Source organism: Paraburkholderia tropica, from assembly GCF_014171495.1.
Classification (GTDB): Bacteria; Pseudomonadota; Gammaproteobacteria; order Burkholderiales; family Burkholderiaceae; genus Paraburkholderia; species Paraburkholderia tropica.
Genome location: NZ_CP049134.1, coordinates 1,198,849 through 1,223,620, shown reverse-complemented (window position 1 = coordinate 1,223,620; position 24,772 = coordinate 1,198,849). Strand labels below are relative to the sequence as shown.

The 24,772-nt window shown below is 63.9% G+C and carries 17 protein-coding genes, 1 tRNA gene and 2 pseudogenes; 2 read left to right on the top strand and 18 right to left on the bottom strand.

The window, feature by feature from the left end:
• The 6 genes and pseudogenes from G5S35_RS05515 to xylA form a co-directional block, all read right to left on the bottom strand.
• A complete protein-coding gene (locus G5S35_RS05515; RefSeq protein ID WP_176079150.1) occupies nucleotides 1-2,859 on the bottom strand; it encodes an ATP-dependent Clp protease ATP-binding subunit in 2,859 nt (952 codons plus the stop codon).
• Nucleotides 2,860-3,300: 441 nt separating this feature from the next.
• Entirely contained in the window at nucleotides 3,301-4,500 is a 1,200-nt protein-coding gene (locus G5S35_RS05510; protein ID WP_065060330.1) for a sugar ABC transporter permease, read from the bottom strand.
• Nucleotides 4,497-6,005, bottom strand: a pseudogene (gene xylG, locus G5S35_RS05505) (D-xylose ABC transporter ATP-binding protein); the annotation flags it as partial. The pseudogene xylG and the gene G5S35_RS05510, both read right to left, overlap by 4 nt.
• A gap of 168 nt (nucleotides 6,006-6,173) precedes the next feature.
• A complete protein-coding gene (gene xylF, locus G5S35_RS05500; protein ID WP_065060332.1) occupies nucleotides 6,174-7,202 on the bottom strand; it encodes a D-xylose ABC transporter substrate-binding protein in 1,029 nt (342 codons plus the stop codon).
• Nucleotides 7,203-7,403: 201 nt separating this feature from the next.
• Entirely contained in the window at nucleotides 7,404-8,894 is a 1,491-nt protein-coding gene (xylB, locus tag G5S35_RS05495) for a xylulokinase (RefSeq protein ID WP_183038713.1), read from the bottom strand.
• Between the two features lie 82 nt (nucleotides 8,895-8,976).
• Nucleotides 8,977-10,299: a xylose isomerase gene (xylA, locus tag G5S35_RS05490; protein WP_176079146.1), complete on the bottom strand. Its 1,323-nt coding sequence runs from the start codon at nucleotides 10,297-10,299 to the stop codon at nucleotides 8,977-8,979.
• Between the two features lie 270 nt (nucleotides 10,300-10,569).
• On the opposite strand from xylA, the gene G5S35_RS05485 reads away from it, so the two are divergent.
• Together G5S35_RS05485 and G5S35_RS05480 are read left to right on the top strand one after the other, a co-directional pair.
• The gene (locus tag G5S35_RS05485) at nucleotides 10,570-11,808 is read left to right on the top strand and encodes a XylR family transcriptional regulator (protein ID WP_074984369.1); all 1,239 of its coding nucleotides are present in this window, start codon (nucleotides 10,570-10,572) and stop codon (nucleotides 11,806-11,808) included.
• A 38-nt stretch (nucleotides 11,809-11,846) separates the two neighbouring features.
• Nucleotides 11,847-12,911, top strand: coding sequence for an aldose epimerase family protein (locus G5S35_RS05480; protein ID WP_074984368.1), 1,065 nt, complete (start codon nucleotides 11,847-11,849; stop codon nucleotides 12,909-12,911).
• 79 nt (nucleotides 12,912-12,990) lie between these two features.
• Here the strand turns inward: G5S35_RS05480 and G5S35_RS05475 are convergent, their stop codons facing one another.
• The 12 genes and pseudogenes from G5S35_RS05475 to thrS all read right to left on the bottom strand — a co-directional run bounded on the left by G5S35_RS05475 (nucleotide 12,991) and on the right by thrS (nucleotide 24,711).
• Nucleotides 12,991-13,851, bottom strand: coding sequence for a 3-hydroxybutyryl-CoA dehydrogenase (locus G5S35_RS05475; protein ID WP_176079145.1), 861 nt, complete (start codon nucleotides 13,849-13,851; stop codon nucleotides 12,991-12,993).
• Nucleotides 13,852-14,038: 187 nt separating this feature from the next.
• Nucleotides 14,039-14,605, bottom strand: coding sequence for an acyloxyacyl hydrolase (locus tag G5S35_RS05470; protein ID WP_074984566.1), 567 nt, complete (start codon nucleotides 14,603-14,605; stop codon nucleotides 14,039-14,041).
• A gap of 481 nt (nucleotides 14,606-15,086) precedes the next feature.
• Nucleotides 15,087-16,025, bottom strand: a complete 939-nt coding sequence (locus G5S35_RS05465; RefSeq protein ID WP_065060338.1) for a DMT family transporter — start codon at nucleotides 16,023-16,025, stop codon at nucleotides 15,087-15,089.
• A gap of 244 nt (nucleotides 16,026-16,269) precedes the next feature.
• Nucleotides 16,270-16,346, bottom strand: a tRNA-Pro gene (locus tag G5S35_RS05460).
• Between the two features lie 112 nt (nucleotides 16,347-16,458).
• A complete protein-coding gene (locus G5S35_RS05455; RefSeq protein ID WP_065060339.1) occupies nucleotides 16,459-16,848 on the bottom strand; it encodes a MerR family transcriptional regulator in 390 nt (129 codons plus the stop codon).
• Nucleotides 16,849-16,977: 129 nt separating this feature from the next.
• Nucleotides 16,978-17,388 (bottom strand): integration host factor subunit alpha, encoded by a 411-nt coding sequence (locus tag G5S35_RS05450; protein ID WP_065060340.1) that lies wholly within the window; start codon nucleotides 17,386-17,388, stop codon nucleotides 16,978-16,980.
• Nucleotides 17,389-17,469: 81 nt separating this feature from the next.
• Nucleotides 17,470-19,926, bottom strand: coding sequence for a phenylalanine--tRNA ligase subunit beta (gene pheT, locus G5S35_RS05445; RefSeq protein WP_183038712.1), 2,457 nt, complete (start codon nucleotides 19,924-19,926; stop codon nucleotides 17,470-17,472).
• A 117-nt stretch (nucleotides 19,927-20,043) separates the two neighbouring features.
• Nucleotides 20,044-21,056: pseudogene (gene pheS, locus G5S35_RS05440) on the bottom strand (phenylalanine--tRNA ligase subunit alpha).
• A 268-nt stretch (nucleotides 21,057-21,324) separates the two neighbouring features.
• Nucleotides 21,325-21,684 carry a 50S ribosomal protein L20 gene (rplT, locus tag G5S35_RS05435; protein ID WP_004192938.1) on the bottom strand — a complete coding sequence of 120 codons (360 nt, stop codon included), beginning with the start codon at nucleotides 21,682-21,684 and terminating at the stop codon, nucleotides 21,325-21,327.
• Nucleotides 21,685-21,714: 30 nt separating this feature from the next.
• Complete coding sequence (rpmI, locus tag G5S35_RS05430; protein WP_027793434.1) at nucleotides 21,715-21,912, bottom strand: 50S ribosomal protein L35; 198 nt, start codon at nucleotides 21,910-21,912, stop codon at nucleotides 21,715-21,717.
• A 319-nt stretch (nucleotides 21,913-22,231) separates the two neighbouring features.
• Complete coding sequence (infC, locus tag G5S35_RS05425; RefSeq protein ID WP_074987823.1) at nucleotides 22,232-22,753, bottom strand: translation initiation factor IF-3; 522 nt, start codon at nucleotides 22,751-22,753, stop codon at nucleotides 22,232-22,234.
• Between the two features lie 50 nt (nucleotides 22,754-22,803).
• The gene (gene thrS / locus G5S35_RS05420) at nucleotides 22,804-24,711 is read right to left on the bottom strand and encodes a threonine--tRNA ligase (protein WP_065060344.1); all 1,908 of its coding nucleotides are present in this window, start codon (nucleotides 24,709-24,711) and stop codon (nucleotides 22,804-22,806) included.
• Between the last annotated feature and the right edge of the window lie 61 nt (nucleotides 24,712-24,772).

Genomic DNA, 24,772 nt, shown 5'->3' with positions numbered 1-24,772 from the left:
TCACGCCGATTTCGACTTGCCCGCGCCCTTGCCGTTCTTCTTCGGAGGCGGCGGCGGATCGCCCTCGGCGTCGTCGGCGGCAATCTCGGGCGCGACTTCATTGACGTCGGGTTTCGCCGCTTTGCCGTCACCCTTCGCCTTCTTCGCGGCCTTGCCTTCCTTCACATCGGGCGGCACCGCGATCTTGTTGATGGTGACTTCTTCTGCGCTCGCGTCGTAGCCCAGTTCGACCGTATCGCCCGATTGCAGCGCGTCGCCGAGTATCTCCTTCGCGAGCCGCGTTTCCACTTCCTGGCGAATCTGCCGCTTGAGTTCGCGCGCGCCGAATTCCGGTTGATACCCCACCTCCACCAGATGATCGACAAGCGCCTCGCTCATCTTCAGCATGATGCCCTGCGCCGCCGCCGTGCGCGTCACGCGGTCGAGCTGAATCTGCACGATATTGCGGATGTTGTCCTTCGAGAGCGCATGGAAAACGATGATCTCGTCGATGCGATTGAGGAACTCCGGACGGAAGTGGCCCTTGAGCACTTTCATCAACTCGCCGCGCACATCCTTGTCGCTCTTGCGCTTCGCCTCGGGCTGCTCCAGATTCTCCATGATGATCTGCGCACCCAGATTGCTCGTGGCGATGATGATCGTATTGCTGAAGTCCACGACGCGACCTTTGCCGTCGGTGAGGCGGCCGTCGTCGAACACCTGTAGCAACACGTTGTAGACGTCGGGGTGCGCCTTCTCGATCTCGTCGAGCAGAATCACGCAGTACGGACGCCGACGCACGCGCTCGGTCAGTTGGCCGCCTTCGTCGTAGCCCACGTAGCCCGGCGGCGCACCAATCAGCCGCGCGACCGCGTGACGCTCCATGTACTCGCTCATGTCGATGCGAACAATCGCCTGCTCGTCGCCGAACACGGTTTCGGCCAGTGCCTTCGCGAGTTCGGTCTTGCCGACGCCTGTCGGCCCGAGAAACAGGAACGTGGCAATCGGCCGATGCTCCTGACCGAGCCCCGCGCGCGACAGACGCACCGCATCGCTCACGGCCACCACCGCATCGCTCTGCCCGACCACGCGCTCGCGCAGCGTCTCTTCCATCTTGAGCAGCTTCTGGCGCTCTTCCTGCGTGAGATCGGCGACCGGAATGCCGGTCAGGCGCGACACGACTTCCGCGATCGACGCCACCGTCACTTCAAGCGTTTCCGAACCCGTCTTGCGCTGCCACGCCTCGGTGAGATCGTCGAGCTTCGTTTGCTTTTCCTTGATGCGTTCCTCGAAATTCTTCGCTTCGTCGTAGCGCTTGCGCGAAGACGCATAGTCCTGCTCGCGCTTGAGCTGCACGATTTCCGCTTCGAGTTCCTGGATATCGGCGGGCCGCGAAGTCGCGCCGATCCGCACGCGCGCGGCCGCCTGATCGATCAGGTCGATCGCCTTGTCGGGCAGGAAACGCGAGGTGATATAGCGGTCCGACAATTCGGCGGCGGCCACGAACGCGTCGTCGGCGAACGTGACCTGATGGTGCGCTTCCAGCTTGTCGCGCAGGCCGCGCAAGATCACGATAGTCTGCTCGACCGTGGGCTCGGGCACCAGTACGGGTTGAAAGCGCCGTTCGAGCGCCGCGTCTTTCTCGATGTACTTCTGATACTCGTTGAGCGTGGTCGCGCCGATCAGGCTCAGCTCGCCGCGCGCGAGCGCGGGCTTGAGCACGTTCGCGATATCGAGCCCGCCTTCGCCGCCGCCCTGCCCCGCGCCGACGATGGTGTGCAGTTCGTCGATGAAGAGAATCAGCTCGTCGTTCTTCGCGGTCACTTCGTCGATCAACTGCTTGGCGCGCTCCTCGAATTCGCCGCGGTACTTCGCGCCCGCGACCATCGAATTGATGTTGACCTCGACGAGCCGTTTGCCGCGCAACACTTCCGGCACGTCGCCATTGACGATGCGCTGCGCGAGCCCTTCGACGATCGCGGTCTTGCCCACGCCAGGCTCGCCGATCAGCACCGGATTATTCTTCTTGCGGCGCGCGAGCACCTCGATCGTGTTCTCGATTTCCTGCGCGCGGCCCAGCACCGGATCGAGCTTGCCCTGCCGCGCCATGGCCGTGAGATCGCGGCCAAACTTGTCGAGCGTGGGCGTGTTCGTGGGCGCATCCACGCGACCGTCTTCCGCGCCCTTGCCGACCACTTTCACCACCTTCTGGCGCAGCGCCTCGGGCGTCACGCCATACTTCTTGAGCAGCGTGCCCGCGATGCTGTCCGGCACCGCCGCGAGGCCGATCAGTAAATGCTCGGGGCCGACGTATGAATGGCCGAGATCGCGCGACGCCTGAAACGCGAACTGAAACGCCTTCTTCAGACGCGGCGAGATCGTCATCTTGTCGATGGCTGCGTCTTCGCGCGCGGTGCCTTGCTGCGCGTGCGCGTCGATATAGCCCTTGATGTCCTGCGGCGAGAGCTTGAGTTCCTTGAGCAGCGCCGCGCACACGTCCGTGTCGGCGAGCACGTAAAGCAGGTGCTCGGTGTCGAGTTCGGTGCGACGCAATTCGTGCGCTTTCTCGGCGGCCCGCTGGAGAATTTCGAGTGTCTGCTCGCTGAAGGCATCGGTCGCGTCGACCGACTCGCGCGGCACTTCGGCGGAGAAGCCGTGATCGTCGTCGACATCGTGGCCGCCGCCTTCCATGCCGCCGAAGAAGCGCGACAAACCGCCGCCGCCCAGCAGCGAATCGAACGGATTGAGCATGCTTTGATGCCGCATCAGCTGGCGATAGTCGTAGTCGCAGATCGACATCGACTTGCGCTCGCCGTTTTGCACGACGGTCACGCGCGCGACAGCGGGTCGCGCATTGCAGATTTCACAGAGGGTAGGCATGGCGGACTTGTCTCCTGTTCGGCGCCGTGCCGCAGCGCGCGGAACGGCACGACGCAACGCGGGTTGCGCCGGAAAAGTGACAGAGCGGCGATGTCGCGCGAGGCGCGCAACACCTTGACGAAGATGGCCGGCGCGCGGCGTAAGTAACGCGCCAGCGGTACACGGCGAATCGATTGTGGCAGGATTCCTGGCCGCATGTATCGAAGCTGCATCAAGCGCACGCATTGCTGCGCGCCGCGCAATAGATCGCGCGACCGCACACGGCTGCGTTCATCATGCCTGCGGCAATTGCTTCATGAAAGGTGCGTGACACCGATAAAAGAAAACGGGCGGCACCGATGGTCCGCCCGTTCATTTTCAATGCATTTACCGCACGTTCGTCACATGGTCGATGCCGACTTCATGTGACGAAAACCACGTTTGTTATCGTCTGCGATTTCATCAGCGACGATTCGAGCCGGACACCACATCCACCCACACGGCGAGCACGAGAATGCCGCCCTTCACGATCATCTGCCAATACGCGTCCACGTCGAGCATCGACATGCCGTTGTCGAGACTCGCCATCACGAGTGCGCCGATCAGCGCGCCATAGACCGTGCCCGAACCGCCGCGCATCGAGGTGCCGCCGATGAAGCACGCCGCGATCGCATCGAGTTCGCCCATCGTGCCCGCGGACGGCGAGCCCGCCGCGAGACGCGCCGTGTTGACCATGCCCGCGACGGCGCACATGAGGCCCATCAGCGCGAAGATGGCGAGCTTCACGCGATTCGTGTTGACGCCCGAAAGACGCGTCGCTTCGAGATTCGAACCGACTGCGTAGATGCGCCGGCCGAACACCGTCTGCGTCGCCACCCACGTAAAGATGCCGAGCAGCGCGAGCAGCAGCAGCACCGGCACGGGAATGCCGCCGTAGCTGTCGAGCATTACCACGAAAGCCAGCACGATCGCACCGGCACCGACGATCTTCACCGCGTCCTGCCAGAGCGGCACCACACTCAACTGATAGCGCCGGCGATTCGCGCGCTGACGCACGGTCAGCACTGCCAGCAGCACGAACAGCGCGAACGCGATGACATCGCCCGCGACACGCGGCAAATAGCCTTGCCCGATAAATACAAAGGAATCCGAAACAGGTGCGATCGTCGATCCGCCGGTAATGCCGAGCAGCACGCCGCGAAACGCCAGCATGCCGCCGAGACCGACGATAAACGACGGCACGCGCCGATACGTCGACCACCAGCCGTTGAAGAGCCCGATCAGCACGCCGAGCGCGAGCACCACGGGCACGGTCGCGCCGATCGGCCAGTGACGGTTCACGTCGAGGATCGCCGCCACGCCGCCGAGCAGGCCGAGCAGCGAGCCCACCGACAAATCGATCTCGCCCGCGATGATGACGAACACCATCCCGCACGCGAGCATGCCGGTAATCGACATCTGCCGCAGCAGGTTCGAGACGTTGCGCGGCGTGACGAACGCGCCGTGCGTGAGCACCGAGAAGAACACCCAGATCGCCGCGACGGCGAGCAGCAAGGCGAGAATCTTGTAGCGCGCGAACAGTTGCTGAAAGCGCAGGCCGAAGCCGCTGCCACCGGGCAACTGGTCATCGCGCGCAGCGGGGGTCGTGACGTCTGGGGTCATGCTGCACTCTCTGCAATGGGTTGGGCGCGCGCGCTCTGAATCGCGGCGCCGAGAATGTGTTCCTGCGTGAGACCTTCGTTGACGAAATCGCCGCGCAATTCGCCCTCGCCGATCACCAGCACGCGGTCGCTCACGCCAAGCACTTCCGGCAGCTCGGACGACACCATCACGATGGCCACGCCGCGCTTCGCGAGCTGGAACATGAGCTTGTAGATCTCGTACTTCGCGCCGACGTCCACGCCACGCGTGGGTTCGTCGAGGATCAGCACCTTAGGGTCGGTCAGCAGCATCTTGGTGAGCACGGCCTTCTGCTGATTGCCGCCTGAAAGGCTCGCGATCGACAGCATGGGATTGGCCGCGCGCACCGAAAGGCGCTGCATTTCGGTGCGGATCGTGTCGAGTTCGGCGGCGGCGTCGATGCGTCCGCGCTTCGAAAAACGCTCCAGCACCGAGAGCGTGATGTTGTGGCCCACGCCCAGTTGCGGCACGATGCCGTGACGCTTGCGATCCTCCGGCACCATGGCGATGCCCGCGCGAATCGCGTCGAGCGGCGAGCCGATCCTGAGCGTCTTGCCTTCGAGCACCACGGTCGCCGAACACGCGCCCGCATACGCGCCGAAGATCGCCTGCATGGTCTCCGTGCGCCCCGCGCCCACGAGCCCGGCCACGCCGAGTATCTCGCCGCGCCGCACCGAAAAGGAGACGTCGTCCACGCGTTTGCGGCGCGGATTGGTCACGTCGTAGCAGGTCACGTTGCGGGCTTCGAACACCACCTCGCCGATGTCGTGCGGCTCGCGTGGAAAGAGATTCTTGATCTCGCGGCCCACCATCATCGCGATCACGCGGTCGGTCGTGAGCGAGTCCATCGGCTCGGTCGCCACGTGCTTGCCGTCGCGGATCACGCTCACCGTATCGCAGACCGCTTCGACTTCGTCGAGCTTGTGCGAGATGTACACGCAGGCCACGCCGCGACGCTTCAGATCGCGCACGATGTCGAGCAGGATCTTCGTCTCCGCCGCCGTGAGCGACGACGACGGCTCGTCGAGAATCAGCAGCTTCGCGCGCTTGTTGAGCGCCTTCGCAATTTCGATCAATTGCTGATAGCCGCCGCCGTAATTCATCACCGGCTGGGCGACGTTGATGGCGTCGATGTTCAGCTCGCGCAGCAATTCATCCGCGCGCCGGTACATCGCCGCGTAATTCATGCGGCCGCCGGGCAGCGTGATTTCATTGCCGAGAAAGATGTTCTCGGCCACCGACAATTCCGGCACGAGCATCAGTTCCTGATGGATGATGACGATGCCCGCGCGCTCGGTGTCGCGCACGCTGTGCGCTTCGAGCGGCGCGCCTTCCCAGCGGATTTCGCCACTCCAGGTGCCATGCGGATACACGCCCGAGAGCACTTTCATCAGCGTGGATTTGCCTGCGCCGTTTTCGCCGCACAGGCCCACGCATTCGCCGGGCCGCACGGTCAGGTCGATGCCGTCGAGCGCCTTCACGCCCGCGAAGGATTTGACGATGCCGCGCATCGTCAGCAAGGGTTCGGTCATACGCTATGCGCCAGTCTGTCGAGGTCTGCCGGTTCGAGCGAGCGCGACGAAGCCGCTCGCTGCGCCCGCGCGCGACGCGTCAGCACGCCGCGCGCGGGACTCTGCACTGCCTGCTGACAACGCTTACTGGCTGGCCAGTTGCGCCTGCGTATAGAAGCCGTCCTTCACGACCACGTCGACGTTGCTCTTGGTGAGCAGCGTCGGTTGCAGCAGCACCGTGTCGACCTTCTTCTTGCCGTTGTCGTATTGCGCGTTATAAGCGGGCTTCTGGCCCTTCGCGAGATCGACGGCGAGCTTGGCCGCTTCGCCCGCGATCAGCTTGAGCGGCTTGTAGACCGTCATCGTCTGCGTACCGGCCACCACACGCTTGACCGCCGCGAGATCCGCGTCCTGACCCGAGACCGGCACCTTGCCCGCGAGATGCTGCGCGGCCAGCGCCTGAATCGCGCCGCCCGCCGTGCCGTCGTTCGACGCGACCACCGCGTCGATCTTGTTGTTATTCGCCGTGAGCGCGTCTTCCATGATGCGCAGCGCCGTCGACGCGCTCCACTCCGGCACCCACTGCTGACCGACCACCTTGATGTCGCCGCGGTCGATCGCGGGCTTGAGCACCTTCAACTGGCCTTCGCGCAGCATCTTCGCGTTGTTGTCGGTCGGCGCGCCGCCCAGCAGGAAGTAGTTGCCCTTCGGCTGCGCGTTATACACGCCCTGCGCCTGCAGCTCGCCGACCTTCTCGTTGTCGAACGAGATATAGGCGTCGATGTTGGCGTCGAGAATCAGACGGTCGTACGACACCACCTTGATGCCCGCCTTCTTCGCTTCGGCCACGACGTTGCCGAGCGTTTTCGAATTGAACGGCACGATCACGATCACGTCGACGCCGCGCGAAATCAGATTCTCGATCTGCGAGATCTGGCGTTCTTCGCTCGCGTCCGCCGATTGCACCGACACTTTCGCGCCGAGTTTTTCCGCTGCTGCAACGAAGTAATCGCGATCGCGCGACCAGCGCTCGACGCGCAGATCGTCGATACAGAAACCGATTTCCGGATGATCCTTGCTCGCATGCGCGAGCGGCGCGGCCAGCGACAGACTCGCGAGCACGGCGCCGCAAACGAGCGCCCCCAGAACCGAACGGCGTTTGGCGAATTGCATGTCTCCACTCCTGGTAATGACGAGCGCCGGCTGCGCACTGCGCGGCGACGGCGCGTCATGGCGTTGTAGTTGATGATGAAGTGCTCGCGCACGATGCTTGCGCGAAATACGACGTGACTGCCGGCGTTGCAACTGCGGGTCTTGCTTGCTGAAAACCGCGCGGCTATGTCGGCCGCGCGGACGCTTCGTCGCCGGTGCGTCTCACGCGCCGGTGGCGAAAACCGGTTCGAGCGCCGCGTAGAGCGCGCGAAACGTCGGACGACGCGCCTCGCGATACCACGCATGACGCGCGGCGTCGGGCTCGCGCACGGCGAGCACGGGTGGTTGCGGACACACCGTTTCGAGCGCCGCGCCAGGTTCGAGTGCGAGATGCGCGAGCCGCGCCGCGCCCAATGCCGGACCGACTTCGCCGCCCGCACGCAAGGTGAGCGCGCGACCGCTGATATCGGCGAGCATCTGCGTCCAGTACGCGCTGCGCGAACCGCCGCCGATCACCGTGATCGTCTCGGGCACGAGCCCCGCCGCGTGCAGCGCATCCATGCCGTCGAGCAGCGCGAAGCCCACGCCTTCGAGCGTCGCGTTCGCGAGATCGGCGCGCGACGTTTGCGGCGTCATGCCGTAGAACACACCCTTCGCGTTGACGTTGTTGTGCGGCGTGCGTTCGCCGCTCAGATACGGCAGAAACCACGGACGGCGCGCGTCGAGATCAGCGTTCGTGTGTTGCCCGGCGTCGGCGAGCATTGCCGCCACGTTGTCGTAGTGCGTGAGTTGCGCGGTGAAGTCGAGGCAGCTCGCCGCGTTCAGCATCACCGACATCAGATGCCAGGTGCGCGGCAGCGCGTGGCAGAAGCTATGCACGGCGGAATCGGGATTGGCGAGAAAGCCGTCCGAGACCGCGAAATACACGCCCGAGGTGCCGAGCGAGAGCATCGCGTCGCCGGGACGCACGATACCCACGCCGACCGCGCCCGCCGCGTTATCGCCGCCGCCCGCCACCACGGGTAGTTCGCGCAAACCGAAGGCTTGTGCAATCTCGGGACGCAGCCTGCCCGTCACCTGATTGCCTTCGACCACCTGGGGCATCTGCGCGCGCGTGAGTCCGCACGCGGACAGGAGCGTGTCGCTATAGTCGCGCTTCGCGACGTCGAGCCAGAGCGTGCCCGCCGCGTCGGACGGATCGGTCGCGAACACGCCCGTCAGCAGCCAGCGCAAATAGTCCTTCGGCAGCAACACGTGCGCGATGCGCGCGAAGATCTCCGGCTCGTGCCTGCGCACCCAAAGCAGCTTGGGCGCTGTGAAACCCGGCATGGCCAGATTGCCCGCCAGCGCATGCAGCTCGGGCACCGCGCGTTCGAGTTCGCGACATTCGGCATCCGAGCGGCCGTCGTTCCAGAGAATCGCGGGACGCAGCACCTCGCCATTGGCGTCGAGCAGCGTCGCGCCATGCATCTGACCCGTGAGGCCGAGCGCTTCGATGCGATCCGTGTCGATGCCGTTGCGGCGCACTTCGTCGAGCAACGTGCCCAGCGCGGCGCGCGTGGCCTGCCACCAGTCCTGCGGCGCCTGCTCGGACCAGCGCGGCTGCGGACGGCTTGCCGTGAGCGGCGCGCTCGCCGTGCCGAGCACGTCGCCCGCACGATCGAGCAACACGGCCTTGACGCCCGAGGTGCCGAGGTCGATACCGATGAACATTGTCTCCATCCTTTATTCTGGCGGCGCGCGCCCGCAGGCGCGCGTCCGCTTGCTGTACCGCCTTCGCGAATCGCGTGGGCGCTCAGCGCAGGCCGTAAATCGCCTGATTGACGACGTTTTCGAGGCGCTCCTGATGACCGCTCGCATGATGCGGATTGACGCCGTGCGCCGCCGCGTCGGCCGCCAGCGACGACAGCGAGAAGCCGCCCGCGAGAATCTTCCGGCCGAATTCCGTGTCCCAGCCCGCGTAGCGCTGACGCTTGAACTGTTCGAGGCGTTCGTTCTCGACCAGCACAGCGGCGCGTTCGAGTGCGAGCGCGAGCACGTCGATGGCGCCGACGTGACCGTAGAACATATCTTCCGGATCGCTGCTCTGGCGGCGCACCTTCGCGTCGAAATTCATGCCGCCGGTCGTAAAGCCGCCGTGGCGCAGAATCTCGTAGAACGCCAGCGTCAGCTCTTCCACGCTGTTCGGAAACTGGTCGGTGTCCCAGCCGTTTTGCGGATCGCCGCGATTGGCGTCCACGCTGCCGAAGATACCGAGCGCGTAGGCCATCGCGATTTCGTGATGGAACGAATGGCCCGCGAGCGTCGCGTGATTGGCCTCGATGTTCACGCGAATTTCATTCTGGAGTCCGTACTGTGTGAGGAAGCCATGCACGGTCGCGACGTCGTAATCGTATTGATGCTTGGTCGGTTCCTGCGGTTTCGGCTCGATCAGCAGCGCGCCCTTGAAGCCGATCCGCTCCTTGTGCTCCACCACCATCGAAAGAAAGCGCGCGAACTGTTCGCGCTCACGTGCGAGATCGGTGTTCAGCAATGTGTCGTAACCTTCGCGACCGCCCCACAACACATAGTTTTCGCCGCCGAGCTTGTGCGTGGCGTCGAGCGCGTGGCACACCTGCGTCGCCGCATAAGCGAACACTTCCGGATTCGGGCTCGTTGCCGCGCCGCCCGCATAGCGCGGATGCGAAAACAGATTCGCCGTGCCCCACAACAGCTTCATGCCGCTCGACTGCTGCTTCGCGCCGAGGTAATCGACCATGCGCGCGAAGTTTTCGGTGTAGTCCTTCAGGTCCTTGCCTTCGGGCGACACGTCGGTGTCGTGGAAGGTGTAGAACGGCACGCCGAGCTTCGTGAAGAATTCGAACGCGGCGTCGGCTTTCTGATGCGCGCGTTCCATTGCATCGCCCGGTTGCTGCCACGGACGTTTGAACGTGCCCTGCCCGAAGATATCGACGCCCGGCCACACGAACGAATGCCAGTAACACGCGGCAATGCGCAAATGCTCTTCGAGCGTCTTGCCGAGCACCTTCTTCGTGCGGTCGTAATGGTGATAGGCAAGCGGATTATCCGATTGCGGACCTTCGTAACGAATCGCGGGAATGGCTTCGAAATACGACATGGCGTCTCCGGTTATGTTGCGGCGCAACGGCACGCGCCTTGCAATGTGACGCCATACTGCCCGCGAGGCGCGAAGGCGGGCAATTGCGAAATTGCGCGAGCCGCGTAACGTTTCCTGCCAGCGCAGCGCGGCGTACGCGCACACGCGCCGCAGTGAGCCTAAAATAACCGGACACTTAAAACAGCCCGCGCCGCGCGCATCGTGCGCCGCGCCCGACACGGAGACAGCCGCGCCTGCGAACCGCCGGTTTGCAGACGCCCGCGACACGCCATGAACCGCGCCCCCGCTTCCCAGACATCGCATCGGATCGCGCTGCTCTTCAACGCGAACAAGGTGTACGACCGCGAGATCATCGCGGGCATCGGCCATTACCTGCGCTCGACGCGTGTGGCGTGGGATCTGTTTCTCGAGGAAGATTTCCGCTGCCGCCTCACGGGCATCGAGCGTTTCGAGGGCGACGGCATCATCGCCGACTTCGACGATCCGGCCGTCGCCGAGGCGCTGCAAGGCTGCCCGCTGCCGGTCGTGGCCGTGGGCTCGTCGTTCGAGGACGCCGCGCAGTATCCCGCCGACCTGCCGTATATCGCCACCGACAACCGCAAGCTCGTCTCGCTCGCGTGGACGCATCTGATCGGCGCCGGGCTGCCGCATCTGGCGATGTACAGCCTGCCCGTCGCGCAGGAAAACCGCTGGGCGCAGGAGCGCGAACTCGCGTTTCAGGCGCTCGCCCGCGACGAAGGCGTCGATGCGCCGGTCTATCGCGGTCTCGCGACCAGCGCGCCGTCGTGGAATCAGGCTTCCGAACAACTGGGCGTCTGGCTCGATGCGCTGCCCAAACCGGTCGGCGTGATCGCCGTGACCGACGCGCGCGCGCGTCAGTTGCTGCAGGCGTGCCTGATGCATGGCATCGCGGTGCCCGAGCAGGTGGCGATCATCGGCATCGACAACGATCCGCTCACGCGCACGCTCACGCGCATTCCGCTGTCGTCCGTGATTCAGGGCACCGAGGAAATGGGCAAGACTGCCGCGCACATGCTGCATCAGATGCTGGGCGGCGCGCGCTTTCCGGGGCGGCGCATTCTGGTGCCGCCCGTCGGCATCAACGTGCTCGAATCGACGCGCCATGAGCCGCTGTCGAGCCCGCACGTCATGCGCGCGCGCCACTTCATCCGCCAGTACGCGTGCCAGGGCATCAAGACCGAACAGGTCGCCGATTACGTGGGCGTGTCGCGCTCGTCGCTCGAAGAGTATTTCCGGCGCGAACTGCACTGCACCGTCCACCAGGAAATCCTGCGCCACAAGCTCGACGCCGCGAAAGCCCTGCTCGCGAGCCGCGACGCAGCGAGCGCCGAAGTGGCGATCCGCTGCGGCTTCACTTCGCTGCAATATATGTACGCGGTGTTCCGGCGCGAGCTCGGCTGCACGCCGCGCGAGTATCAGGACAGCGTGACGCCGACCGTTGCCGTCACGGCGTCGGCGGCCGCTCCTTCAACGCATTCCGCGGGCTGATTGCGGCCCGCCCGCCTCGACCACCACCACTTCGTCACATGAACAGTCTCGTCCAACTGAATCCGGAATCCTGGGGCACGCTGCCCGGCGGCGACGTCTGCCGGCTCTACACGCTGCGCAACGCCCAGGGCATGAAAGTGACGATCAGCGACTTCGGCGCGACGCTCGTCTCCTGGCTCGCGCCCGACCGCGCCGGCCGGCTCGGCGAAATCCTGCTCGGCCACGACACGCCCGCCGACTACGAGGCCGCGAGCACCTATATGGGCGCGCTGGTCGGGCGCTGGGCGAACCGCATCGCGGGCGCGCGCTTCACGCTCGACGGCATCGACTACGCGCTCGACCGCAACGAAAACGGCAACCTGCTGCACGGCGGCGCGAACGGTTTTCATCGCCAGTTGTGGGAAGTCGAAGAGGATCGCGGCGCGCTGCTGATGCGGCTCGACTCGCCCGAAGGCGACGGCGGCTTTCCGGGCAACGTGAGCGTGCAGGTGCGCTACGCGCTCGACGACGAAGGCACGCTGACGATCGAATACGAAGGCGTGACGGACGCCCCCACGCCGCTCAATCTCACGAGCCACGGCTACTTCAATCTGAGCGGCGAAGCGGGCGCGGACGTGCGCGGCCATATCCTCACGATCGACGCGGACAGTGTGCTCGAAGTCGATCCGCAGATGATTCCGACCGGCGTCGCCGACGTCTCGGGCACCGCCTTCGACTTTCGCCAGGGCGCGCCGCTCGGCGCGCGGCTCGACTGGCCCGACGCGCAACTGGCGCGCGCACGCGGCTTCGATCATTGCTATGTGCTGCGCGAGCACCCCGCGAACGCGGTGCGCCGGGTGGCGAGCGTCTACGAGCCGGCCAGCGGACGTGAAATGACGGTCGCAACCGATCAGCGCGGCCTGCAGTGCTACACGGGGAATTATCTGGAAGGCCAGCCCGGCCGTCACGGCGCGCCGTGCGTGCGCCATGCGGGGCTGTGCCTCGAAGCGGGCGGCTTCCCGAATCAGATCAACATGGAAGCGCCGCTGGCTGAAGCAACGGTGCTGCGTCCCGGCGACACGTATCGCCAGATCACGCAGTACGGTGTGCGCGTGCGCGCCTGACGCGCGCACGAGACACAACGCTGCGGTGCATCGTGACGAATCGCGATGCACCGTTTGGCTCAAGCAGCAAGAAGGGCGCTCACGAAACCTTGTCGTAGCTGTACACGCCGCGGCCCGTCTTGCGGCCCAGTTGCCCCGCCGCCACCATCTCGCGCAGCAGCGGACAGGCGCGATACTTCGAGTCGCCGAAGTCCTTGAGGAACACGTCCATCACCGAAAGACAGACGTCGAGGCCGATCAGGTCCGCGAGCGCGAGCGGCCCGATCGGATGATTCGCGCCCAGCTTCATGCCCGCGTCGATTTCCTCGGCGCTCGCGATGCCTTCGGCGAGCACGAAGAACGCCTCGTTGATCATCGGCACGAGAATGCGGTTGACCACGAAGCCCGGCGCGTTCTTCACGCCGATGGGCGTCTTGCCCAGACGCTGCGCCAGCTCGCGCACCGACTCGGCCACGGCCGGGCTCGTCTGCAGACCGCGGATCACTTCGACGAGCGGCATCATCGGCACGGGATTGAAGAAGTGCATGCCGATGAAGCGCGACGGGTCGGCGAGCGTGGTCGCCAGCGCGGTGATCGAAATCGACGAGGTATTCGAGGCGATGACCGCGTCGGCGCGCGCGGCGCTCTCGATCTGCTTGAGGATGCGCGTCTTGAGCTCGGCGTTCTCGGTGGCCGCCTCGATCACGAGGTCGGCGCTCGCGAGGCGCTGATAGTCGGTGGAGGTTTCGATGCGCTTGAGCGCGGCGTCGCGCCCGCCCGCGTCCAGCTTGCCCTTCGAGACGAGCCGCTCGAGGCTGTGCGTGAGCGTGGCCACGCCTTTGGCGAGCGCCGCGTCGTTCACGTCGATCATCAGCGCCTTGAGTCCGGCCACGGCCACCGCCTGCGCGATGCCGTTGCCCATGGTGCCCGCTCCCACAATCCCTACCGTTTCGATTGCCATGCCTGCTCCTCACTCCTTGTCCGCGACGCCGGCGCATCGCTATGGAAAAAACCGGCAATGCAGCGCGCGTGGTGCACTGCATCATGGACCATAGTGTAACGGGTAGTGGCGTGAAAGCGCCGCCGGCGCGGCGCAGTGGCGCGCCGCAGCGGCATGCGCGAGGCAAGGCGGGAAAGCGGAACAGCGTTCAGAAGTTGTACTGCACGTAGACCCAGGTGAAGTTGAGTCCGGGATTCGGCGTCTTGATATCGGCGTTCGAGATGTGCTGGAAGCGCACGCCCGCCTGGTAGTTCTGGTGCGCGCCGAACTGTGCGCCGACGCCGAGCATATCCGCGAACTGGAAGGCCGACGACAGCGTGCGGTCCGGCGTCAGCTCGACGTGCGTGAGCATGCGCACGCCCACGCCCGCCTCGAAGTACGGACGGATCCAGCCGGTGTCCTTGATGATGCGGAAAACCGGCGTCACGCCGAATTCCCAGATGGTCGGCTGCGTGGCCGCGGTCTCGCTCAGGTGCCAGTAGGCCGCGTGAAACTCGCCGACCACCGTGAAGTGAAAGCCCGCGATGTGCCACCACTGCAAGCCGGGGTCCCAGACGAGCCCGAAGTCGAGCTTCTTGACATCGTGATCCGCCACGCCCGGGCCGATCTGAATGCCGAACTGGTCGGCATGCGCACTGGCTGCGCCGGCAGCGAGTAGCGCGGCGCATAGGCCCCTGAGCAGGCGGCCCGCCCGCACCGATTTTCTTGCTGTCATGAACATCCCCGACAAGGAACGACACTTCACGACGCGGCCATATCCGGCCCGCTCTCCCTGAACCGCTGACTTCCGGCGCTGACGTCTGCCCGATCCCCGCGCGAGGATGCGAACGTCGTCGCCCTGTGAACTGGCTTGAGCCCATCGCTGCGCGCAAGTTCGGTCGTTTGCAAATGAACTTTCTGCGCAGTGTCGCCAGTTTAGTCGCGAATTTATGATCGTGCTCACAGCGAGCGCGCGCAATCATGCACACGCTGACTGAATGCTTTCAGCGATATTCATGGCGCCTGCAAGCGGTGCGCGCAGGTCGACCGGGACGGCCTCGCATTCAGCGAACGGCTTGACGGGATGAGCGTGGAGATGTGAAACGCGGATCGTCGCGGCGGGTGCCGCGGAACGATCCAGCAGAAGAACGATGATAGTTGCGAACGCAACGATCATCGAGAACGGAGAAACCTGGGCGTGCGCGAGCGGCTGGTGGCTAGTGCTTCGCGCTGGCGCGATGCTCGCGCGCGCCCATGCCGGGCAGACGCTTGATGAATCCGGTGGCGAGCGCGGTGCCGCAGAGAATCGCCACGCACGCCTCGACCATGCCGATCGACACGTGCTCGCCGAGAAACAGCGCGCCCCACAGAATGCCGAACACCGGAATCACGAACGTGACGGTGATCGTGCGCGCCGGACCGATCGCCGCGATCAAACGGAAGAACAGCAGATACGCGAGGCCCGTGCAGGCGACGCCGAGGCCGAGCGTCGCGCCCCACGCGTGCATCGACACGGCCGCATGCGGCCAGGTGGCAATCGCGAACGGCGTGAGGATGAGCGTGGCGGCCGTCATCGTGCCGGCCGCCACCGTGAGCGGATCGACGCCCGTGAGGTGGCGCTTCGTATAGCTCGCCGCCACGCCGTAGAGCGCCGACGCGGTCAGCGCCGCACCCGCCGCGAGCAGCGTCGACGTCGTGCTCGCGCCATCGCCCGCATGCGTGACGATCTGGTCCCAGACCAGCGCGAGCACGCCGAGGAAACCGATCACGAGTCCGGCCACGCGCAAACCGCTCAAACGATCCTTCAGCCAGAAGTACGCGACGATCGCGCCAAACAGCGGCGTGGTCGCGTTGATCACCGAAGTCACACCTGCGGAGAGCGTCAGCTCGGCCCATGCGAACAGGCAGAACGGCGCCGCCGAATTGAAGAAGCCGACCACAAGCAGCGGCCAGGCTCGCTCGCGCAGCGCGCCGAGCGCCTCGCGCGGCGAGCGTCGCGAGAACAGCACGAGCAGCAGAAACAGCGCGCCGATCCCCACGCGCAGCGCCATCAGCGGCGCCACGCCGAGATCCGTCACGCCGACGCGGATAAAGAGAAACGAGCCGCCCCACAATGCGGCGAGAAAGACGAGCTGGGCGAGTTCGATCGGATTCATGGAGGCGGCGAGGTCGATGATGTGCGGTTGCGCTGCGACCAGGCGTCGCGCGCGATGCGCTAATCGTAAGGGTCCGGACAGGTCCCTCATAGCGAATCATTCTCACCGATATGTGAGAAAAATTAACAGCCGATTCTTGCGCACATCACTTGCTCACATCATTTGCGCACATCTTCATCGCGAAAACCGCGCGCCAAAAGAAAAAGGACCTACGGTTTTCACCGTAAGTCCTTTTTCAACTTCCTGGTCGGGGCGAGAGGATTTGAACCTCCGACCACCTGCACCCCATGCAGGTACGCTACCAGGCTGCGCTACGCCCCGAGAGCTAGAGAGTATAACAGACCCTTTTCCCAATTAGAACTGTCTGTCGTGCAATTCGTCGGAAAAGACGCTGCGGGAAAACTCACCGCCGTTCAGGTCCATTCACATCCCTTCATCGACCAAGCACATCGAGCACATGCAGCAAGGCCTTGCGCAACTGATCGACATCGACGCTCGCCATATTGCCTTCGCTCACCGGCGCGTCATTGGCTTCGGGTTCGCCGCTCGCGGCGCCATGCGAATCGAGACGATTGCGCGCACCGTTGATCGTGAAGCCCTGTTCGTAGAGCAATTCGCGAATGCGGCGGATCAGCAAGACCTCGTGATGCTGGTAGTAGCGGCGATTACCGCGCCGCTTCACCGGCTTCAACTGCGTGAACTCCTGCTCCCAATATCGCAGCACATGGGGCTTCACGCCGCAGAGCTCGCTCACTTCGCCGATCGTGAAGTAGCGCTTGGCGGGAATCGGAGGCAAGACGACCTTTTCGATTGTCGATGTCATCGCCGGGTTGCCGTCGTGGTGGTTGCGCAAATTGGCGTCGCCGCCAGGGTCCGTAGTATCCAGTCACGCCCGCCGCTGTGCCACCCGTGCGGGCGCGCGCGGGATGACCCGCGCATGCGTTGATCTCGCTTAACGCGGGAAGCTTGCCTCAGCGCCGCTCTCGACCAGCGCCTTGAGCTTCTGGCTCGCGTGGAACGTGACGACGCGGCGTGCCGCGATAGGAATCGCCTCGCCCGTTTTCGGGTTGCGGCCAGGACGCTGCGGCTTGTCGCGCAGCTGGAAATTGCCGAAGCCCGAGAGCTTCACGCTGTCGCCGCCTTCGAGCGCGTCGCGAATCACTTCGAAGAACGCTTCGACCATGTCCTTCGCTTCGCGCTTGTTGAGTCCGACGTTGTCGAACAGCAGCTCTGCGAGTTCGGCCTTGGTCAGCGTGGGCGTGTCGTTCGTGGCGCTTGCCGACGAGGCAGGAATGTCGCGAATCATGGCGCTACGCTGTGCCGCAAGAAGGGCTTCGAAATCACTCGAGTTCATTTCGTTCATCTATCTTTGAAATGGCGCGCTTCCGGTTGCGATGACACTGCAGACCGGAAGCGATTGTCGGTACGTGATGAGCCGTGGAGCTTATCCGCGCAACCGGGCGCCAAACACTCGAGCCAGGCGATCCACCAGGGACTTGATGGCCGCGTCGACCGTCTCGTCCTGAAGAGTTCCGCCAGTATCTTGCAGGGTCACCCGGAAGGCAAGGCTTTTCTCGTCCGCGCCAAGTCCGGAAGTATTTGATTTTGCACGAAATTCATCGAACAGCGCAACCCTCTGCACAATCCGTGCGGGCTCGTCCTGCATGCCCTTGCGGAACTCGTCCAGCAGTGCTTGCATCTCAATCTTTTGATCCACAACAAGTGCGATATCGCGTCGCACCGGCGGGAACTTCGAGACTTCGGTCGGTGCGGGCAGCTCGCGCGCCATCAGCGCGTCGGCTTCCACTTCGAAGAGGATCGGTGCGTGCGGCAGATCGTACTTCTGCATCCAGCGCGGATGCAGCTCGCCGATCCAGCCCACGGCGCGACCATCGACTTCCACGCGCGCGCTGCGTCCCGGATGCAGCGCCGGATGCTCGGCCTTCACGAAACGCGGCGTTTTCGTGGCGCCGAGGCCCGCGAACAGCGCTTCGAGATCGCCCTTCATGTCGAAGAAGTCAACGCCGCGCGTTTGCGCGCCCCACTGCTCTTCGAGCGCCGGACCATACGCGAGCGCGCCGATCATCTTCGGTTGCGCGAAACCTTCGACCGTCATTTCGCTGGCCTTGATCGACGCATCGCTCAGGAACACGCGGCCCGCCTCGAACACGCGCACGCGATCCGCGCGACGGTTGAGGTTGTGGCGCAGCACGTTGATGAGGCTGCCGAACAGCGTCGTGCGCATGACCGAGAGCTGGCTCGCGATCGGGTTCAGCAGCTTCACGGGCTTGTCGTTACCGGCGAAATCGAGTTCCCACTCGGCATCGACGAAGCTGAAGTTGATCGTTTCCGCGTAATCGCGCGCGGCGAGCGCGTGACGGATCGCGTGAATCGAACGGCGCGTTTCGTGGGTCGCGCGCATTTCGCTGCGCGCCACCGGCGGCAGCGCAGGAATCTTTTCGACGCCGTAGATACGCGCGACTTCTTCGATCAGATCTTCTTCGATCTCGATGTCGAAACGGTACGGCGGCGGCGTGACGCTGAACGATTCGTCGCCTGCGGCGTCGACGCTGCGCTCGAACGTGAGGCCCAGACGCGTGAAGATCTGTGCGATTTCGTCGGCGCCAATCTTCACGCCGATGATGCGGTTCGCGCGCGCGACGCGCATCGTCACGGCCGCGCGCTGCGGCACGTTCACGGTTTGATCGTCGACCGGACCGGCTTCGCCGCCGCAGATGTCGAGGATCAGTTGCGTGATGCGTTCGATGTGTTCGACGGTCGTCGACCAGTCCACGCCGCGCTCGAAACGATGGCCCGCATCGGTCGAGAAGTTGTAGCGGCGCGAGCGGCCACGAATGGCATCCGGCCACCAGAAAGCGGCTTCCAGATAGATGTTTTTCGTGTCGAGCGTGACCGCCGTGCTGTCGCCGCCCATGATGCCCGCGAGGCTTTCGATCTCGCGTTCGTCGGCGATCACGCCCACGGTTTCATCGACTTCGACCGTGTTGCCGTTGAGCAGCTTGAGCGACTCGCCCTTCTTGCCCCAGCGCACGTCCATCGAGCCGTGGATCTTCTCGAGATCGAACACGTGCGACGGGCGGCCGAGTTCGAGCATCACGTAGTTCGAGATGTCGACGAGCGCCGAGATGCTGCGCTGACCCGAGCGTTCGAGGCGCGCGACCATCCATGCGGGCGTCTGCGCGCGCGCATTCACGCCGCGAATCACGCGGCCCGAGAAGCGGCCGCACAGATCGGGCGCCGAGATCTTCACGGGCAGCGTTTCGTTGAGTTTGACTTCGACCTTCGGATACACGGGCGCTTGCAGCGGCGCGCCGGTAATCGCGGCGGTTTCGCGCGCGACGCCGTACACCGAGAGGCAATCGGCCTTGTTCGGCGTGAGCTTGATTTCGAAGATGATGTCGTCGAGATTGAGCGCTTCGCGGATGTCCTGGCCGACCGGCGTGGCTTCCGGCAGGATCATCAGGCCGCTGTGGTCTTCCGAGAGCTTGAGCTCGCGCGCCGAGCACAACATGCCCTGGCTTTCCACGCCGCGCAGCTTCGAGAGCTTGATCGCGAACGGCTTGCCGCCTTCTTCGGCGGGCGGCAGTTCCGCGCCGACGAGCGCCACGGGCACCTTGATGCCGGGCGCCACGTTGGGCGCGCCACAGACGATCTGCAGCGTCGCGCCGGTGCCGGCGTCGACCTGACAGACGTTGAGCTTGTCCGCGTCCGGGTGCTTCACGACTTCGAGCACGCGACCCACGACGATCTTCGTGGTGGGCGGCGCGGCCGGGCTCAGGCCTTCGACTTCGAGGCCCGCCATCGTGAGCGCGTGGGCGAGTTCATCGGTCGTGAGCTTCGGATCGACAAAGCTTCTCAGCCAGGATTCGGGAAATAGCATGGGGTTTTACGTTCCAGACAGATTGTGACCACTGCGAAGCGGGTTCTCGCGCACCTTTTGCGGTGCCGCGTCCGCTTCGCGCGCTGCTAATGCGTGCTTCTGCGTGCTTGCGCGTACTCAGGCGAACTGGCGCAGGAAGCGCAGATCGCCTTCGAAGAACAGACGCAGATCCTGCACGCCGTAACGCAGCATCGTCAGGCGTTCGAGGCCGCTGCCGAACGCGAAGCCGATGTAGCGCTCCGGGTCGAGACCCATGTTGCGGATCACGGTCGGATGCACCTGGCCCGAGCCGGAAATTTCGAGCCACTTGCCCGCGTTCTTGCCGTGCTCGAACATCATGTCGATTTCCGCCGACGGCTCGGTGAACGGGAAGTACGACGGGCGGAAACGCACCTGAATGTCGTCACGCTCGAAGAACTTCTTGAGGAAGTCGCTGTAGACGCCCTTCAGGTCCGCGAAGCTGATGTTCTCTTCGATCCACAGGCCTTCGACCTGGTTGAACATCGGCGAGTGCGTGGCGTCGCTGTCCACGCGATACGTGCGGCCCGGCACGATCACCTTGATCGGCGGCGTGTGCGTGCGCGCGTAGCGCACCTGCATCGGGCTCGTGTGCGTGCGCAGCAGTAGTTGACGGCCATCGGCGTCCTTGCCGTCCACGTAGAACGTGTCCTGCATCGAACGCGCCGGATGGTTTTCCGGGCTGTTGAGCGACGTGAAGTTGTACCAGTCGGTCTCGATCTCGGGACCGTCGGCCACATCGAAGCCGATCGAGCCGAAGATCTGCTCGACGCGTTCCCACGTCTGCATGACCGGATGCAGGCTGCCCGTGCCGGCGCCGCGGCCCGGCAGCGTGACGTCGATCGCCTCGGCGGCGAGACGCTGGTTGAGCAGCGCGTCGGCGAGCGCCTGGCGGCGGGCGTTGAGCGCCGCCTCGACCTGCTGCTTGACGGCGTTGATGCGCGCGCCCTCGGTCTTGCGCGTTTCCGGGTCGAGCTTGCCGAGGCCCTTGAGCAGTTCGGTCAGCGCGCCCGACTTGCCGAGAAAGCGAGCCTTTTCGTTTTCAAGCGTGTTGACGTCGGGGCGGAAGCGAAGGCGCGTTGCGCGTCGGCGACAATCTGGTCCAGATCCATTGATCCCATCTTTTCAGCGTCAGTGTTTGAGACTTGGAGCAGCGTGGCACGTTGCCGTCCGCCATGATGACCCACGCGAACGACGACATGACGACACTGCCAGAAGCGGCGCCGTACCCGGCACTTGAACAGCACGTAAAGCACAGCACTTGAAGCGCGCAGGAAGCGCTTCACCAACAAAAACGGGGCTCGGTGAGGAGCCCCGTTTTTGTTGCAGCATCACCGAAACGACCGGACGCTGCTGCAACGAACCTGCGCAATACCCGACTTAGGCAGCGACGGCGGCCTTCACCTGCTTGACGATCGCAGCAAATGCAGCCTTGTCGAACACAGCCATGTCAGCCAGGACCTTACGGTCGAGTTCGATCGAAGCCTTCTTCAGGCCGTTGATGAACACGCTGTAGGTCATGTCGTGTTGACGCACCGCTGCATTGATACGCGTGATCCACAGTGCGCGGAACACACGCTTCTTGTTGCGGCGATCGCGATAGGCGTACTGGCCTGCGCGCATGACCGCCTGCTTGGCGATGCGATAGACGTTATTGCGACGGCCGCGGTAACCCTTGGCCAGGTTGATGATCTTCTTGTGGCGGGCCCGTGCGGTAACCCCACGTTTGACTCGAGGCATGAGTAGCTCCTTTGAGTTGTCGGTTGAGGATTACGCGAACGGCAGCATTGCGCGCACGGACTTCAGATCGGAATCATGAACGGCCGTTGCACCACGCAGATGACGCTTGTTCTTGGTGGTCTTCTTGGTCAGGATGTGACGCTTGAAGGCTTGACCGCGCTTGACGGTACCACCCGGACGAACCACGAAGCGCTTTGCGGCGCTCTTCTTGGTCTTCATCTTGGGCATGAAAAACTCCATTTATTTGATGGACATGGGTGTGCGGCTGGCTCCCACGCGCGCTTCGAATATTTCGAACACCTCGCGTTTCGCCCTTATACCGCCCTTCGAAACCCACTCCACTTGTTTTGGCAGCTGGCCGGCTTTCAACAAACAAGCTCGCCGCCGCTTTCAGGAAAAACGCCCGTTTACCGCACTTTCGCGCGGCGCGCGGGCGCCATTCCGGAACCTGCTTCCCGTGCTTCACGCCACTTGGCGCACTGCACGTCCTACCAAACTCTTCGGGCCGCCGCGCCCTGCCGTAACACGACCGACACGCGACAACACCTTACTTCTTCTTCTTCGGCGAGAGCACCATGATCATCTGGCGCCCCTCCATCTTAGGCATCTGCTCGACCTGGCCAACTTCTTCGAGGTCCGTGCGCAGACGCTCGAGCACGCGCATGCCGATTTCCTGGTGGGCCATTTCGCGGCCGCGGAAACGCAACGTGATCTTCGTCTTGTCGCCGTCTTCGAGGAAGCGGACGAGATTGCGCAGCTTGACGTTGTAATCGCCGTCATCGGTACCCGGACGGAATTTGACTTCCTTGACCTGGATAACCTTCTGCTTGAGCTTGGCCTCGTGTTGCTTTTTCGCCTCCTGGTATTTGAACTTGCCGTAGTCCATCAGGCGGCACACGGGGGGCACGGCCTGCGGGGCAATTTCAACCAGATCGACGTCCTGTTGTTCCGACATACGGAACGCTTCGGCCAGCTTTACGATGCCGAGCGGCTCGTTGTCGACTCCGACGAGACGCACCTCGGGTGCAGAGATTTCACCGTTGATGCGATGCGACTTATCCGTAGCGATGTTACGTTTCCTCTAAAAATTGAAAAAAACGAGCCGCGCTGCCAGGTGGCTCACTTGAACGACTTGACGTCCTGCGCCAGACGTTCAGCGAATGCGTCGACAGGCATGACACCCAGGTCGACACCGCCACGGGCACGCACGGCTACCGTTTGTGCTTCACGCTCTTTGTCGCCGACAACCAGGAGGTACGGGACCTTCTCAAGCGTGTGCTCGCGTATTTTATAGCTAATTTTCTCATTGCGCAAATCCGCCTGCACTCTAACCCCTTGTTTTTGCAACGATTGGGCTAGATTTGCTGCATATTCGGCCTGACTTTCCGCGATATTCATCACAACGACCTGCATTGGAGCCAGCCAGGACGGCATTGCACCAGCATGGTGCTCGATCAAAATACCGAGGAAACGCTCCATCGAACCGAGGATGGCGCGGTGCAACATGATCGGGCGACGGCGGCTGTTGTCTTCCGCCACGTACTCGGCGCCGAGGCGCTCCGGCAGCACCATGTCGAGCTGCAGCGTGCCGCACTGCCACGAACGGCCAAGCGCATCCTTGATGTGGTACTCGACCTTCGGACCGTAGAACGCGCCCTCGCCCGGCAGCTCTTCCCACGTCAGACCGCACGCCGTCAGCGCTTCGCGCAGGCCTTGCTCGGCGCGATCCCAGATTTCATCCGTGCCCGCGCGCGACTCGGGGCGCAGCGACAGCTTGATGTCGATGTGATCGAACCCGAAATCCTTGTAGACGCTCATCGCGAGCGTGTTGAAGGCGATCGACTCGGCGATGATCTGGTCTTCCGTACAGAAGATGTGCGCATCGTCCTGGACGAAACCGCGCACGCGCATCAGGCCGTGCAGCGCGCCCGACGCCTCGTTGCGGTGGCACGAGCCGAATTCCGCGTAACGCAGCGGCAGATCGCGGTACGAACGCAAACCATGATTGAACACCTGGACGTGGCCCGGGCAGTTCATCGGCTTGATCGCGTAGTCGCGCTTTTCCGACTCCGTCGTGAACATGTTTTCACGATAGTTCTGCCAGTGACCCGACGCTTCCCACAGCGAGCGGTCCATGATCATCGGCGTCTTGATTTCGTCGTAGCCCGCCACGCGCAGGCGGCCGCGCATGTACTGCTCGACCTGCTGCCAGAGCGTCCAGCCCTTCGGATGCCAGAACACCATGCCCGGCGACTCGTCCTGCATGTGGAACAGGTCGAGCTGCTTGCCGAGCTTGCGGTGGTCGCGCTTTTCGGCCTCTTCGAGATTGTGAAGATAGAGTTCCTGATCTTCCTTCTTCGTCCAGGCCGTGCCGTAGATGCGCTGCAGTTGCTCGTTCTTCGCGTCGCCGCGCCAGTACGCGCCGGCAACCTTCATGAGCTTGAAGACCTTGAGCTTGCCCGTCGACGGCACGTGCGGACCGCGGCACAGGTCGGTGAAACCGCCGTGCGAATACAGCTTGATGTCCTGGTCGCCCGGGATCGACTCGATGATCTCGGCCTTGTACTTCTCGCCGATGCTCTTGAAGTAATCGACCGCGTCGCCACGCGAGACGACGCGGCGCGTGACCTGCTCGTCCTTTTTCGCGAGTTCCTGCATGCGCTTTTCGATCTTCTCCAGATCTTCGGGCGTGAAGGGACGGCTGTAGGCGAAGTCGTAGTAGAAACCGTTGTCGATCACCGGTCCGATCGTGACCTGCGCTTCCGGGAACAGCTCCTTGACCGCATACGCCAGCAAGTGCGCGGTGGAGTGACGGATGATGTCGAGGCCGTCGGCATCCTTGTCGGTGACGATGGACAGCGATGCGTCGTGATCGATCAGCGTCGACGTGTCGACCAGTTCACCGTCGAGCTTGCCGCCGAGCGCCGCTTTGGCGAGGCCGGCGCCAATCGAAGCCGCCACTTCGGCGACCGTGACGGGATGATCGTACTGTCGAACCGAACCGTCGGGCAGACGTATCGCAACCATGTTTTTCTCCAGCTGTGCCTCGACGGCACATCGTATTCGTGGGAACAGACCCGCGCAAATC

Excerpts from the sequence above, each read along its gene's own strand:
- G5S35_RS05465 (WP_065060338.1), bottom strand. The coding sequence starts at position 16,025 with ATGAATCCGATCGAACTCGCCCAGCTCGTCTTTCTCGCCGCATTGTGG.
- G5S35_RS05515 (WP_176079150.1), bottom strand. The coding sequence starts at position 2,859 with ATGCCTACCCTCTGTGAAATCTGCAATGCGCGACCCGCTGTCGCGCGC.
- xylB (WP_183038713.1), bottom strand. The coding sequence starts at position 8,894 with ATGTTCATCGGTATCGACCTCGGCACCTCGGGCGTCAAGGCCGTGTTG.
- G5S35_RS05470 (WP_074984566.1), bottom strand. The coding sequence starts at position 14,605 with ATGACAGCAAGAAAATCGGTGCGGGCGGGCCGCCTGCTCAGGGGCCTA.
- G5S35_RS05510 (WP_065060330.1), bottom strand. The coding sequence starts at position 4,500 with ATGACCCCAGACGTCACGACCCCCGCTGCGCGCGATGACCAGTTGCCC.
- G5S35_RS05480 (WP_074984368.1), top strand. The coding sequence starts at position 11,847 with ATGAACAGTCTCGTCCAACTGAATCCGGAATCCTGGGGCACGCTGCCC.
- xylF (WP_065060332.1), bottom strand. The coding sequence starts at position 7,202 with ATGCAATTCGCCAAACGCCGTTCGGTTCTGGGGGCGCTCGTTTGCGGC.
- G5S35_RS05450 (WP_065060340.1), bottom strand. The coding sequence starts at position 17,388 with ATGAACGAAATGAACTCGAGTGATTTCGAAGCCCTTCTTGCGGCACAG.
- G5S35_RS05455 (WP_065060339.1), bottom strand. The coding sequence starts at position 16,848 with ATGACATCGACAATCGAAAAGGTCGTCTTGCCTCCGATTCCCGCCAAG.
- xylA (WP_176079146.1), bottom strand. The coding sequence starts at position 10,299 with ATGTCGTATTTCGAAGCCATTCCCGCGATTCGTTACGAAGGTCCGCAA.
- rplT (WP_004192938.1), bottom strand. The coding sequence starts at position 21,684 with ATGCCTCGAGTCAAACGTGGGGTTACCGCACGGGCCCGCCACAAGAAG.
- pheT (WP_183038712.1), bottom strand. The coding sequence starts at position 19,926 with ATGCTATTTCCCGAATCCTGGCTGAGAAGCTTTGTCGATCCGAAGCTC.
- thrS (WP_065060344.1), bottom strand. The coding sequence starts at position 24,711 with ATGGTTGCGATACGTCTGCCCGACGGTTCGGTTCGACAGTACGATCAT.
- G5S35_RS05475 (WP_176079145.1), bottom strand. The coding sequence starts at position 13,851 with ATGGCAATCGAAACGGTAGGGATTGTGGGAGCGGGCACCATGGGCAAC.
- rpmI (WP_027793434.1), bottom strand. The coding sequence starts at position 21,912 with ATGCCCAAGATGAAGACCAAGAAGAGCGCCGCAAAGCGCTTCGTGGTT.
- G5S35_RS05485 (WP_074984369.1), top strand. The coding sequence starts at position 10,570 with ATGAACCGCGCCCCCGCTTCCCAGACATCGCATCGGATCGCGCTGCTC.